At 34.6% G+C, this 14,733-nt stretch carries 11 protein-coding genes; 3 read left to right on the forward strand and 8 right to left on the reverse strand.

Translation table 11 applies throughout. The features are described 5' to 3' along the window. Positions 1-4: 4 nt before the first annotated feature. Positions 5-472 carry a ribonuclease HI gene (gene rnhA, locus ACFIMG_RS04110; protein WP_375611132.1) on the forward strand — a complete coding sequence of 156 codons (468 nt, stop codon included), beginning with the start codon at positions 5-7 and terminating at the stop codon, positions 470-472. Between the two features lie 26 nt (positions 473-498). Here the strand turns inward: rnhA and ACFIMG_RS04115 are convergent, their stop codons facing one another. Continuing rightward, complete coding sequence (locus tag ACFIMG_RS04115) at positions 499-1,380, reverse strand: protein-disulfide reductase DsbD domain-containing protein (RefSeq protein ID WP_375678971.1); 882 nt, start codon at positions 1,378-1,380, stop codon at positions 499-501. 71 nt (positions 1,381-1,451) lie between these two features. On the opposite strand from ACFIMG_RS04115, the gene ACFIMG_RS04120 reads away from it, so the two are divergent. Next, positions 1,452-2,036 (forward strand): YqgE/AlgH family protein, encoded by a 585-nt coding sequence (locus ACFIMG_RS04120; RefSeq protein WP_375613019.1) that lies wholly within the window; start codon positions 1,452-1,454, stop codon positions 2,034-2,036. Between the two features lie 42 nt (positions 2,037-2,078). On the opposite strand, the gene ACFIMG_RS04125 is transcribed toward ACFIMG_RS04120, so the two are convergent. From ACFIMG_RS04125 to ACFIMG_RS04155, 7 genes are all read right to left on the reverse strand, one after another. Next, complete coding sequence (locus ACFIMG_RS04125) at positions 2,079-4,964, reverse strand: EAL domain-containing protein (RefSeq protein ID WP_375678972.1); 2,886 nt, start codon at positions 4,962-4,964, stop codon at positions 2,079-2,081. Positions 4,965-5,362: 398 nt separating this feature from the next. Further along, positions 5,363-6,637 (reverse strand): M16 family metallopeptidase, encoded by a 1,275-nt coding sequence (locus ACFIMG_RS04130; protein ID WP_375611135.1) that lies wholly within the window; start codon positions 6,635-6,637, stop codon positions 5,363-5,365. An 83-nt stretch (positions 6,638-6,720) separates the two neighbouring features. Then, positions 6,721-8,118 (reverse strand): threonine synthase, encoded by a 1,398-nt coding sequence (gene thrC, locus ACFIMG_RS04135; protein WP_375678973.1) that lies wholly within the window; start codon positions 8,116-8,118, stop codon positions 6,721-6,723. Positions 8,119-8,756: 638 nt separating this feature from the next. Next, the gene (locus ACFIMG_RS04140; protein WP_375613017.1) at positions 8,757-9,119 is read right to left on the reverse strand and encodes a hypothetical protein; all 363 of its coding nucleotides are present in this window, start codon (positions 9,117-9,119) and stop codon (positions 8,757-8,759) included. Between the two features lie 209 nt (positions 9,120-9,328). Next, on the reverse strand, positions 9,329-9,691 hold the full coding sequence (locus ACFIMG_RS04145) for a hypothetical protein (protein ID WP_375613016.1): 363 nt from the start codon (positions 9,689-9,691) through the stop codon (positions 9,329-9,331). 189 nt (positions 9,692-9,880) lie between these two features. Next, a complete protein-coding gene (locus ACFIMG_RS04150) occupies positions 9,881-10,237 on the reverse strand; it encodes a hypothetical protein (protein WP_375678974.1) in 357 nt (118 codons plus the stop codon). A 1,988-nt stretch (positions 10,238-12,225) separates the two neighbouring features. Next, the gene (locus ACFIMG_RS04155) at positions 12,226-12,921 is read right to left on the reverse strand and encodes an HAD family hydrolase (protein ID WP_375678975.1); all 696 of its coding nucleotides are present in this window, start codon (positions 12,919-12,921) and stop codon (positions 12,226-12,228) included. A gap of 371 nt (positions 12,922-13,292) precedes the next feature. On the opposite strand from ACFIMG_RS04155, the gene ACFIMG_RS04160 reads away from it, so the two are divergent. Next, complete coding sequence (locus ACFIMG_RS04160) at positions 13,293-14,381, forward strand: site-specific DNA-methyltransferase (protein WP_375613050.1); 1,089 nt, start codon at positions 13,293-13,295, stop codon at positions 14,379-14,381. Positions 14,382-14,733: the final 352 nt, after the last annotated feature.

Raw genomic sequence — 14,733 nt, forward strand, 5'->3', positions numbered from 1 at the left:
TTTTATGGCAACTCAACAAAAAGTCGTTGAAATTTATACAGATGGTGCTTGCTCAGGGAATCCTGGAGTTGGAGGATGGGGAGCAATTTTACGCTGGAATGGTCATGAACGGGAGCTTTATGGCGGTAAGGTCCATACGACAAACAATCAAATGGAACTCATGGCGGCAATTTGTGCATTAAAGGCGCTTAAAGAGCCCTGTTTGGTCGATCTTTATACAGACTCAGTTTATGTACGTAACGGTATATCTAAGTGGATTGAAGATTGGAAAAAGAATAATTGGCGCACTGCATCAAAAAATCCTGTTAAAAATATGGAGCTATGGCAAGCTCTTGAGGATGCTAGTTCTTGTCATACAGTTAGATGGCACTGGGTAAAAGGGCATGCGGGACATCCAGAAAATGAACGCGCAGATGCCCTTGCTCGCAAAGCAATTACTCAATATCGTGAAAATGGACGTTTTCCAGCATAATTGCTTTTTGAGAGCTTTTTCTTTTATCACGGAGACGCAAGAGGGGTTGGCTGCTGCGTATGGAATATGAATGTTCCACTTAAGGCGTGATCTTTAAAAGCAACTGTATAAAAAATTTTTTGGTTTATTTCTTCTGGTGTGAAATAGAGTGGAGCATTGAAGAGTGTATATTCTGCGTTATCACTGACTTTTCTTGCTGCTCCAATTTGCATTTCTCCTCCATCTAAAAAGAGAGAGGAAGGAGTGGTTTTGTTGTTATTTTGTATTTTTATAAGAAGGGTACTATTATTTTTTTCAGCACTTATTTTTAGTGCATTCTGCGTCATGCGGGGCAAAGAATTTTGCGCCTTTTTTAAGAAGGAAGCAGGAAGCTGTTTATTTTTAAGAGCAGATGGCGAAAAATCAAAGTTAACAGTAAATGGAAGACAGATTTTATTACATAATCCAAGAGTGAAAGCACCACTTAAATTTTTGCTTGAACCAGAAAGATTGAAGGGCAATATTACTTTATCTTTATAACCTAATGACCAATCATTTTCTGTTTCAAAAAGCTGTGGAGTAGGATAAAAGATTTCATAAGAAATCTGTTGGTTGAAATTAAAAAATGGTGCCATGCCAGAATTACCTGGATTACGCCAGTAAGTTTTCCATCCTGGTTTAAGCTCAATTTCAATAATGCCTTCTCTTATTCCAGAAAGAGAAGGTTCAGTGATCGCTAATCGGATACGACCACCATCTGATTCATACCAAGATGTTGCGAAAAGCTGGAGTTTTTGTTCTGTTTGAGCATTTACAGGAATGTTAAGTAATTCTAAAACTATGAATGTTAAGCTTAAAGTAACTAAAAGCTTTTTATAAAAGAAAGTTGCGATATTTTGTAAATTTGTAAATATATAACTTTTTTTCATTGGAGTTTTATTTTCCTAGTGTGCTAAATGAACAAATTTTTATCATGTCAATTATGGAGAATAACAGATTAATGAAGCGGTGTAATGGCTTTTTAGGTGGACAATTACTCATAGCAATGCCTGGGATGAATGACAAACGCTTTATTCGTTCTGTTATTTATATTTGTGCGCATTCTGATGCCGGTGCGATGGGCATCATTCTCAATCAATTGCATCACATTGATTTTCCAGAGCTTTTGCTTCACTTAGGAATCATAGACAGTGGCCAAAAAAAAAGTCTTTCTGAACCAATAAAACAGTTTCCAGTTCGCTATGGTGGTCCTGTTGATCCTTCGCGTGGTTTTGTCCTTCATTCAGATGATTATGCTTGTGAAGAAACTGTTTTTATTGCAGATAAGATCTGTTTTACTGCGACAATTGATATATTAAAAGCGATCAGTTGCGAACAAGGTCCGCAACATGCACTGGTCGCATTAGGCTATGCTGGATGGAAAGCGGGGCAACTTGAGGCAGAAATTTCTACAAATGGTTGGCTAATCAGTTCTACATCACCTAGTTTTCTTTTTGAAAGCGATTTAAGCTGCAAGTATGATAAAAGTTTAACACGCATGGGTATCGATCCAACTTATCTTGCTTCTGAAATGGGACACGCGTAGAGTTTTTTCTAAGCTTTTTAACTTTACACGTTATTTTATCCCTTATGTTTTTATTTTATAAGGGAAATGGCTCTGAACGAGCGTAATTAATTCTTCTATGGCAATCGGTTTCGTCACAAGTGTACTTTGAACATATTTACAGCCTTCTTGACGGAGGAAGATTGCTTCTTTTTCGTTTTCAACACCTTCTGCGATAATTTGCAAATTAAGATCTGTTGCCATATTAATGATAGACTTTAGAACAATTTTCTTCTTAAGAGAGTCGATTGAGATAAGTGAACGATCAAGTTTAACCATATCAAATGGATAACGTACGAGATAGGTCAGAGACGAATAACCTGTTCCAAAATTATCGAGTGCGAGATTCATTCCAAGTGTTTTAATTTGTTCAAGAAAGTGCGCTGATTGTTCAGGATTATTTCTTAAGACAAATTCAGATATTTCAATCATCAGACGCCCTTTGTGGAGCGGATGGCGAAGCAAAGCGGCACGCAATTGACTGATAAAACGAGGATGAATCATTTCTGCGCTTGGTAAATTAATTGAAATAAAGAAAGATTGTTGGGAAAACTTTTCTTGTACATTTATAAGATCAATAATGGCATTATCGATGATAAATTGTGACAAATCCATAACAATTAGTTCATTTTCTACGATTTTTATGAAATCAGAGACATTTAAATTTCCATAAGTGGGATGATGCCATTCTACAATTGTTTCAAAACCAATAATATGTCCGTCTGATAAATTAAGAATAGGATGGTAGAGGATTTTCATCTCATTACGTTTTATGGCATAACGAGCATCTTTCTCCAGAGTATTATGTTCGAGACCCAAAGTGCGAAAATTAGGACGAAAAGGTTCAATATGGTTCCCACCCATTTGTTTTGCGCGAATCATCGCTAACTCACTATCATTAAAAATATCTTTAGCCGTTGATCGGCTTTCACTCCATGTAACCAATCCGATAGAGGTTGAAAGGATTATTTTATTTTCTGAAAGTGAAATAGGTGCTGAAATTGTTTTGTGCAAATGATCTGCAAATGCTGCAATTTTTTGTGGTTCGGTTTCACTGAGTAAAATAATTGCAAAGCGGTCTGCTGAAAGACGCGATAAGGTGTCTTGAAAGTTAATGAGACGATTTAAACGACGTGCGATTATAAGCAGTACAGTATCCCCAACTGCTATGCCTAATTTGCGATTAATTTGGCGAAAATTGTCAAAATCAATCATAAAGACAGTTGGTCTAATTTTGATATTTGCTTTCGCTAAAGAGGTATAATTTTGTAGTCTATCAAAGAAAATTTGTTGGTTAGGAAGTCCAGTTAAGCTGTCGTGGATTGCATCATGCAATAAGCGTTCTTCGGATTTTTTATGGTTAGTAATATTGACAATGGTTCCAATGACACGTGTGATTTTTCCATCTTTTTGCATAGCCGGACGTGCACGAAGAGAAAACCAATGATAATAACCACCACCGGAAGAAAGCCGAAAAATTTGATCAATGCGCCCTTTTTTATTTTTAAGAATGATATCCAATACGGCTTGAAAGCGTTCACGATCATCATGGTGCAAGGCTGAAATCCAGTTGCGCATAGGTCCATTGAGGTTATGAATTTCAGTACCAAAAAGGGTTGCCATGTTTGGATGTACAACAATACGATCACGCTCAATATTCCAATCCCAAATAATATTTCCAGCTCCCTTTGCTGCGAGTACTTGTTGTTCAAGGTCGGAAAATATTCCTTCATGGAAAGCGTCATTAGAAAAAGTTTGTTGCAGGACAGTAAAGCTTATGAGAAGAACAATGAGCACTAATCCTCCCGCTAATGCTGGCTGGATAATATCATTGTTTAAATGTCCAGCTATGCAGGCATAGGCTCCAGCACACCAAAAGCTAATGAGCAACCATGTTGGAATAAGCATAATGGCGCGGTCATAGCTTCTGATTGAGAAATAGATGATTAATATTATACCAAGCACAGCGGTAAGGCCAAAAGACAAACGCGCAATTCCAGCTGCTCTGATGGGATCATAAATAGCAAAGGCTCCTAGACTGCTAAAGGCAATGGTCCAAGCGATAGCACCGTAACTAAAATGATAATGCCAGCGGTTAAGGCTGAGATAAGTAAAAAGAAAAATGAAGAGTGTAGCAGTAAGTGCTACTTCTGTACCAGCACGCCAGATTGGTTGGGTTGTGAGTGTAACTGAAAAGAATTTATTTAAAAAGTTGAAGTCAATACCAATATAAAAAAGCACAGCCCAAGCAACAGCTGCTGTTGCAGGAAACAGCCCTGTTCCACGGACGACGAAGAGAACAGTTAACAAAAGCGCTAAGAGACCGGATATACCAAGAAGAATACCATGATAAAGCGTATAAGAATTAATTGCATCTTTATAAGCTTCAGGTTGCCATAAATAGATTTGCGGTAGATTTGCAGAGTTAAGTTCGGCCACAAATGTAATAACAGCACCAGGGTTAAGGGTAATACGAAAGATATCAGAGTTTGCACTAAGTTGACGATCGAGGGAAAAACCTTCGCTTGGCGTTATGGATTGAATCCTTGATGATCCAAGGTCTGGCCAAAAAAATCCAGAACGTGCCATGCGGTAATGGGGGGCAACGATGAGACGATCAACTTGTTCATCTGTTGGATTTGCAAGAGAAAAAACTGCCCAATTTCCGGAAAATTTTTCATTTTTTGCCTGCACTTCAATACGCCATACAATACCATCTGGTCCTGGTGCTGTACTTGTTTGAAAAATAGAGTTGTTTGTATGGTGAATTTCAATTGCTTTTGAGAGATCAAGAGCAGCATCTTGAGAAGAAATTTTAACTGGTTCAATTGCTTGTGCTGATGTAAGATGGACAAAAGAACTAACGACTACAATGAAAATGATGTCAATTATTTTACGCAAACTCTTCACAATGTCCCACTCTCAATATTTTAGGATGTTTAATTTTCATTTCGACTTTTGAGAAAAAACGTCCACCTTTTATAATTTATTTACATAATAAATTGTTATCACTTTTTCTTAAGTTATGTGATTTTATATACAAATAGACCACACACCCATTTGCTTCAATGGAACCTGAAGCGAATGAAGTTTTATATTTTAAAAGGGCAAAGTTAAACCATGAATTTCCAGATTTCACGGATATACCTTCACTTATTAGAATCTTTATCACATGAAGTATGAATTGGGTAGTTTTGTACGCCTATTTGCCCAATATTTCCAAAACTTATTTAATGAGGAGAGCTTTTGTGGTAAATTTTATGATAAAATATGTGATGTTATTGTGATGCTGCTTTGAAAAGAAGTTTTTACTTTAGCTTGTATGAAAGAGTTGACGTTAAATCATCAAAATTTATGAGGGGTCCTACAGGTCCGACAGCAGTTAGTGTTGGAGTGGAGTTTGTAAAAAGACGATGTGCTAAATCAGTTAATCTTTTAGGAGTGATGAGATTGAGGCGTTCAATTGTTTCCGATATTGGAATTGGTCGACCATAAAGGAGTATTTGGCGAGCAATGAGATGTGCTTGACTAGAGGGATTTTCCTGTGACATTGTCAGATTTGCACGATATTGCGTTTGTGCTCGTTGCAGTTCGTTGGCGTGAATATTTTTGCTGACCTTGGAAAGTTCATCAAGAATCACAGGAATAAGTTCTTTGAGCCCTTCTTGTCCGGTAGCTGCGTGAACACCAAAAAGCCCAGTATCTGAAAATCCCCAATGAAAAGCATAAATAGAATAGCATAATCCACGTTTCTCTCTTACCTCTTGAAAAAGACGTGAAGACATACCACCACCAAGAATGATAGAAAGAATTTGAGCTGCATAAAAATCACGCGCGTGATAAGCACGCCCTTCAAACCCTAGAACAACTTGTGTATCCATTAAATCGCGATATTCACGAAAGTCGCCACCGACATAATTTGCAAGATTAGTAAGAGGTGCGGTTGAATGGGAGCGAAAAGTACCAAGACGACTTTCAACTTCTCGCAAGAAACTTTCGTGCTTTACAGCTCCTGCAGCAACGACAATCATACGATCTGCACTATATTGTTTATTGATGAAATCATGGAGATCAGTAGATGTAAATGATTGAATAGTTTTAGCTGTTCCTAAAATAGAGCGTCCAAGGGATTGATGACGAAAGGCTGTTTCTGTAAAGTGATCAAAAACAATATCATCAGGAGTGTCATGGGCAGCACCAATTTCCTGAAAGATTACTTGTTTTTCTCGTTCTAGTTCATCGTCGTCAAATTTTGAATGCATTAAAATATCGGCTAAAATATCTATAGCAAGTGGGATATCGCTTTTAAGAACACGTGCAAAGTAAGCTGTTGTTTCAATACTGGTTGTAGCATTGATTTCACCGCCAACATCTTCAATATCGGTTGCAATTTGAAAAGCAGTACGGTTTTCGGTTCCTTTAAAAGCCATATGCTCAAGAAGATGAGCAATACCATGCTGTGTGGAGGTTTCATTGCGTGAGCCCACTTTAACCCATATTCCGAGGGCAACACTATCAATTTGTTGCATTGTATGTGTGGCGATAGTCAAACCATTACTAAGGCGACATATATCTACATCCATGTATTTACAACTCCATTAAATAAGCTAAATACCTCATTGTAAGGGTATCAGAATATTCTTGATTTAAATTAATGCAGCTAACTTTAATAAGATGCACGCGATTTTAAAGAAATATAATCTTTTACTATTTTTTCATCATTAGCAAGATTTATAAAATGTTCTTCGTGTTTCATTACATCATTGAGATGAGATGGCCATGGAGCATGAAGGCCACAAGCGCTTTTAATAGTATCAGGAAATTTAGCTGGATGAGCCGTGGCAAGAACGATCATTGGAATATGCGGTTTTTTGTTTTCACGCGCTACTTGAAGAGCGACCGCTGTATGTGGATCAACAAGATAGCCACTTTCCTTATAGACACTATCAATTGTTTGAGCTGTTGCAGCCATGTTGCTTTTTCCAGCGGAAAATAGGGAACGAATATTTTTGAGTTGCTTTTCATCAAGAGTAAAGAGACCCGTTTTTTTCAAGTTTTCCATTGCATTGCGAATCCACATTGGATCACGATTGCCACTTTCAAAGAGCAAACGTTCAAAATTAGAAGAGACCTGAATATCCATAGAAGGTGATGTTGTATGGACTATTGGTTGTGTTTTGTAAGTACCACTGGTCAATGTACGTACAAGGATGTCGTTATCATTCGTTGCGATGACCAGTTGAGCAATGGGTAATCCCATACGGGCTGCGACATAACCTGCAAAAATATCACCAAAATTTCCAGTAGGAACAGTAAATGAAACAGCTCTATCAGGTGCTCCTAAAGAAAGTGCAGATGAAAAATAGTAAACAATTTGCGCCATGATACGCGCCCAATTTATAGAATTAACACCTGAAAGTGCTCTTTTTTTACGAAAATTGTGGTCATTAAACATTGCTTTGACAAGAGCTTGGCAATCATCAAAATTTCCTTCAATGGCAATGGCATGAACATTGGAACAATGATTGGTTGTCATTTGCCGTTGTTGAACAGGCGATACACGTCCTTTAGGAAATAAAATAAAAATATCTGAGTGTTCTTTTCCAGCAAAAGCCTGTATTGCAGCTCCTCCTGTATCACCTGATGTTGCAGCAATAATCGTTGCACATCTATTTTTTTCAGTCAAAACATAATCCATCAGTCGAGAAAGAAACTGCATTGCTACATCTTTAAAAGCTAAAGTAGGACCATGAAAGAGTTCAAGGATAAATTCATCTTCTCCAGTTTGTCGTAACGGACAGATTGCTGGATGGTGAAAGGTTGCATAAGATTCAGCGATCATATTTTCAAAAGCTGTATATTCGATTTCGTTATTCACAAAGGGCCACAGAATAGTTTTAGCAATTGTTGTATAGGACTGACCACGAAGTGCTCGTAACGCATCAAATGATAGCTGAGGAAATTTATCTGGCAAATAAAGTCCCCCATCACTTGCCAACCCTGTCATGATTGTTTCCGTAAAGCTTAAAGCAGGAGCTTCACCTCTCGTGCTGATATATTCCATAAGTCTTATCCTTTTTTTTATTTCTGGCAAATTGGTGAAGTTATTTATTTCACGTTTTTCATAATATTTAAATTATTAAATGGATAGAGCTTCTTTTCTTCTTTTTAACTCAATAATGAAAGGAAATAGCCTTAAGCATTTTTATTTTTGAGATATAAACGCCAAATGTTCACAGAAAATCTGTTACAGTCAAAATTTTTTTCTCTATTATTCATTCACTTAAATTTTACAACGTATCTTCACTTGTACACCTTCTTAAATAATAAAATTAAATAGATAGAATGGTATTTATTGAAGAACTTTTGTATAAAACTCAATCATTCATAGTTATTTTATGCTCTTAATACTTTGTAACAATTAAATCTGCTAAACTGAATGTTAAAATGATACATCTCAGAACTCACATTGGAAGATTTATAAGGTAATTTTATGGCATTTCGTGCGCAAATCTATACTTTGAATAATCTTTTTTAGCTTAATTTATCACTTTGTATAATAATAGATATTATATTTGTGCTATACAGTATGGTAACCTAAAGTTTATCCATAGAAAACATACAACAGCCTGCTAAATGATGGGAAGCAGGCTGTAAAGTATTTTCATTTTAAATAGAAAAAAATAACTAAGTATCTTTGAATTATTTGCCTTTAATTTTTCCTATTGCCCATCCGATTATCCCGCTAAATATGGCCATAACAGATCCAGTCAAGAATCCAAAACCCAAAGCTCCTACTGTAGAAAAAACTCCTAGCGTAATTGGTTCAAACACTTTCTCAAATTTTCCTTCAAAGGCAGATTCACTTTTTGCTTTATGAGTGAAACTTGGGACATAAAGAGCAGCTATATCGATAGCTTTTTTCTTTCCTTGTTCTATTAAAGAGACAGTTTCCCATTGAGTATCATTTTTCAAATGATTGGCATGAACATTTATAACTTGTGAAAGCAGAAAAGCAACTGCTATAAAAATATTTAATACGTAAGTTTTCAATACTTTAATCATAGTTTACCACCAATACTTTTATTTTAATCTGAATTGAATAGATGCATCAGCAGAATTAGTGCACATTGAGAGAAACAGAAGCATTTAAAGCTTTTTTCACTCTTAGTGTGATAATTCATTAGTTTTTGTCATCAACAATGGATAAACACGGAATATGTTCATAGTTTATATTTCATATGAGAAGGTCTTATTCTGATGAAATTTCAATTTTAACGAGATTTAAAATACAATATTATTTTACTTATTATCCATCCTAAAAACATGCCTATCGTACTTGATGCATATCCAAGTGCCATCCCCATACCAAAAGCCCCGAGTGTAAGAGGTTCAACAACCTTTTCAAATTTTCCTTCAATAGTAGCTTCATTACCCACTCCACGATTTAGACTAGGTCTATAGAGAGAAACGGTATGGACTGCATCCTTTCTTTTCTGTTCTATTGCAGAAACAAAAATATTCTCACGATGAGTACTATTTTGTAAAGAGTTTGCATGCACATTTACAACCTGAGAAAGAGAAAAGGCAGACATAATGAAAATACTTAATATATGATTTTTAAATAATTTAATCATAATTTACCTCAAATATTTATACTATTCGATATATATGCGTAAATTTATACTTAATTTATAATTTGGATATTTGGATGTAATCTACAACATTTATATTTTGTAGCATAATGAGCTTCATTATGTAATTATTTACAATGAATTATAGCCACATAATAAAGCTATTATTATAGAGTTCTAGACGAGGTTGAATTATTTGAACATCAATACTATGTCCTTTATCCAACTTATTATCGATCCTATAAAGCTCATTGCATATCCAGTAAACAATAGCCCCATTCCTATAGTCATAGGCTCAACGACCTTTTCAAATTTTCCTTCACCTATTGTTCCATGTTCTGTTTGATAATTTACAGACGGAGCATAGAAAGCAGTCGTAGAAACTACATCGGATTTCGCATATTTTACTTGTTCCATTGGGAAAACAGAAAGTTCCTCTTTTGGAGTATCGTTTTTCAAATAGTTTGCATTAACATTTACAGTTTGTGAAATAAAAAAAGTGCTCGCTATAAAAATGCTTAAGATATAATTTTTAAATATTTTTACCATAACTTTACCTCAAATATTTTTAAGTTATATATGTAAGAAATATACATAATGTTTATGTATATCACACTATATACAAGCCATATAGTTCAATATGTATTTTTAGTCAATAATAAAAATACATATAAAAATATAACTATAATTTTTATAAACGTTATTGTAAAAAAGTAACAGTAATAATTACAAATTATATTTTTTAAAAACTTTATACAATATTTTATTATATGTTATATATAAAATAACATATGGTTGTCGTATAATTTTTATAAATGATATTAATATATTTTTTTAAATACATTTATAGATAATAAAATTGATCAAAATTTTTACATATTAAATATATAAAAATTTATTTATTATTGATAATATAATAGAAAACATGAAAATTATGATGTGGTTATAAAAATATTATTAACAATTAAAATATGAATGGACACGCTAAAATTTTATTATTTATAGTATTTATTATAGATAGTCATTATTATAGAATGTATGTTCTATATATATATATTATTCAATGGTTATTTAATTGCATCGTTATAGCAGAATAATACTGCTTAATTTACTATTAAATATATACATTTATCTTATAGATAATAATATGTTATAGATACTAAAAAATGTACAATTTTCTCATAGTGTAAAGTAGAGCTCGAATTGGATAGAGATAAATGATATTATCTTTTTATCGCCAATGTGAACAGCATATTACTATGATGCAAGGCAGTGTATAGAAGAATATAATTTAGACATATTTATGAGTGCCGAAAGATCAGCATTAGATAATATTTTCAACACTTTCTTCTTTACCAAACTGAAAAGCCGCTTTTATTTTTAGAAAGTGGATTACTTTTGAAAAGATCTGATTTCATTGCTTATTTAAAAAGGCTATTAAGTGCTTTCGGAAAATTTTAAGCAACTATTGGTATCTCTGTCGCTTGTTTAACATGATTATATGTTTCATATTTATGTGCTTTTTTAAAGAAACCGTTCTCAAAGTACTCAAGCCTATTTTGCAATGATAGATATAATGATAAAGCCCCCATAATATAAAATTCTTAGGGCATCAGAATTTTTGACGTTTATAAAGAAGAAAGATGGCATTGCCATACACTTTTCTCGCTCCTAATGTTGCTACAATTTTTGCCTTTTGAGATGATTCATTAAAAGGCATTTTTATTTCTTTATTTATTTAATTCAGCATATCCAGGTTTGAAATGAGAGAATCTTACAATATTCGGTTTTTTTGCTTAATTTGAATAATGATAAATTATGATTATAAATCAATATATTGTCTGTAAATTACTTGGTATGAAATGTTTTTTATAAAATGCACATCTTCATAAGAGTGTATTCTTTTTGTTTTTTGTAATCTTAGGGAGGTTGTACCAATTGATGCTGTTAAAATACTATTTAAGCAGCAAAGTAAATAAGCCTTCAACAAGTTTATGAGATTTGGATTGAGTAAATATAAGCCTTTGTAACTCAACAAGGACGCATTTGTCATTTTCAATAAAGTCTTGTGTTCCATAGATACCGCGAATTTTAATATTTTTTCCATGATCAATATGCACATCTCTTACAATTTTACCATAGTGTGTGTTTTTTTGATCAGATGAAAGAGGTTAGCAATTTTCACATCTTATCGAGCAAGGCATCGTAATATTTCTTTTTTGACAAATATAATAATTTATCAGGATGAGCTACTGTGGTTGGGAGTGGGATATTGGATTTGAGATAGATAAGCAGGGTTTAATTTTTATGAGTTTGCACCTCTGTTTTTTGCTTTTTTTTTAAGTACGTGCAATGGTTAACAGACTTATGATCTCAATGAGGTGCTATATTTTTCCTTCACATTGAGATGCAATTCACCCGTGTCGTGAATTGCGCATTTATTGAAGTTATTATAAAAGGAGCAGCGAGAAGAGCAGGACATTTGAATAAAAATGCTTCTTACAAGAGTTTACAAATTGATATATTCAAGAGATTTTTTATAATAGATCTCGCCATACTGCCATTGCTTCTAAGACTTCTCCTAAATGAACATGTTTTGCAATAACTGTTTCTGCACCAGCTTCTGCAAGTGCATTAGAGTGGCCAAGATAGCTATGTGATCCTCCCGTAAAGCCGATGACACGCATGCCTACTGCTATGGCTGCGTGTACACCATGAAGTGAATCTTCTATAACGATAGTGTTTTGGGGCTCTGCCTGTAATTGTTGTGCGGCAAAAAGGAAAACATCAGGGGCCGGTTTCGTTCTTTTTGTTCCAACTTCAGGTGCTGAAAATATTTTACCTTCAAAAAGGTCATAGAGATCAACCGTGGTGAGCATCTCTTTTATATCTACGCTTTTTGCATTAGAGCAGATACAGTAGGGATAGCGTGTTTGGATAATTTCTACAGCTTCTCTTACATCATCAATAGCCCGTAATTTAGTTTTTATTTGTGTACGAAAAATATTAGTCATTTGATCTATGAGATGAGCAGAAATAGGTTTTTCTGTTTCCTGTTCAACGTGTTTAAGAATATCGCGAAAGATAAGCCCTGCAAAACGCTCACTCAATTCTTCGGGTGATATTTCATATCCTGTTTGTTTGAGCAATTGAGATCCAATTTTTGCTGCAAGATATTCAGAGTCGACGAGAACTCCGTCACAATCAAAAATAATAAGATCTATCTGAGGCATAAGATATTCCTTTACATGTTACGAGATGGACAACTTTCATGAAAATGATATTGAGAAGATCTTATTTCATAAAAATACGCTTTGAAAATGATTCTTAATTCTTTTACGAAATAAAAGATATGGGAACAGTACATTGAAAAAAAGAAAATTAAGGTTTCATTCATATGAAAGTTTTTTTTACTAAAAAAACAAAAACAATTATCAATTTTGTAGAACTTTAACGATACGTTTACGCTATTTTGTAAATATAGATTGGTAATGCGGGCCTATAAACTATTTTGGTTGATTATAGGGCAAATTCAGTTAATTTTGTTGGGTTTTTCATGACAGTTATTCAGCTTCAAAAAGATTTCCTTCGTACTCCCTCACAAATGCCATGGCGCAATAAAATTTTTAAAGGAGATTGTGTTTCCGTTTTAGAAAAACTTCCAAAACATTCTGTTGATATGATTTTTGCGGATCCACCCTATAATTTGCAATTGGATGGAGCTTTATACCGTCCAGATCATTCGCTTGTTGATGCGGTTGATGATGCATGGGATCAGTTTGAGAGTTTTGCTGCTTATGATGCTTTTACTCGTGCATGGTTGCTTGCTTGTCGTCGTGTATTAAAACCCAACGGAACACTTTGGGTTATCGGATCTTACCATAATATTTTTCGGGTTGGGACGGCATTACAAGATTTAGGTTTTTGGATGCTTAATGATATTATTTGGCGCAAGAATAATCCGATGCCTAATTTTCGAGGGCGCCGTTTTCAAAATGCTCATGAGACGCTTATTTGGGCCGTGCGAGATCAAAAAGATAAAAAGTACACATTTAATTATGATGCCTTAAAAGCGGCAAATGAAGATCTACAAATGCGTTCAGATTGGCTTTTCCCTCTCTGCACTGGAGCTGAACGTTTAAAGGATGATTCGGGGCGTAAATTACATCCAACACAAAAACCGCAAGCGTTATTAGCGCGTATTATTATGGCTTCTAGTAAACCTGGTGATGTTATTCTCGATCCATTTTTTGGTTCGGGAACAACAGGTGCTGTTGCCAAGCTTTTAGGGCGTGATTTTGTTGGGATTGAACGCGAGCAAGATTACATCGATGCAGCATGTGAGAGAATTGCGGCGGTTCAACCTTTAGCGCAACCAGAACTAGCGATTTTGGATAGAAAAAAAGCAGAACCGCGCGTAGCATTCAACAGTTTGCTTGAAGCAGGTTTACTCTATCCTGGAGAAGTTCTGTATGATCGTAAGAAGCAAGTATCTGCTATTGTAAGAGCTGATGGTACGATTATGCATGGTGGTGAAGCGGGCTCAATTCACGCAATGGGAAGAAAGGCTCAAGATTCGCAGAGTTGTAATGGTTGGACCTTTTGGTATTATGAGGAAAATGGACGGTTGAAGTCCATAGATCATTTAAGAATGATCATACGTTCACAAATGTTAAAAACGGGTGTTTTATGAATTAAGCTGATCGCTTCATTCTATTGACCACCAATGTACCTGATCTTGATTGAGATGGACGTGAGGGTGTTTTAGCCTTTCTTAGATGTTTTTTATTGACACACTAATCTCGCTTGTAAGCGACAAGCGAGTATTTTTATGCTTCTTTTAGAAGAAATTAAAATGAGAAATTTTCACTCTATGTTCTCGTTTTAGTTCCAAAACAGTAAAGTTTCAATATAAGCTTATAAAAATGAAATATCAGAATTAAAAGGTTCATTCAGAAGTTAAAAATTAAGTGCTTTTTTGAATACGTACATCTGTAAAGTGCATATAATATATTGATTATAAAGATAATTTAGCGCAACTCATA

Origin of the sequence: Bartonella sp. AP11XZML (genome assembly GCF_042196445.1) — a bacterium.
In the GTDB taxonomy this organism is placed as follows: domain Bacteria; phylum Pseudomonadota; class Alphaproteobacteria; order Rhizobiales; family Rhizobiaceae; genus Bartonella.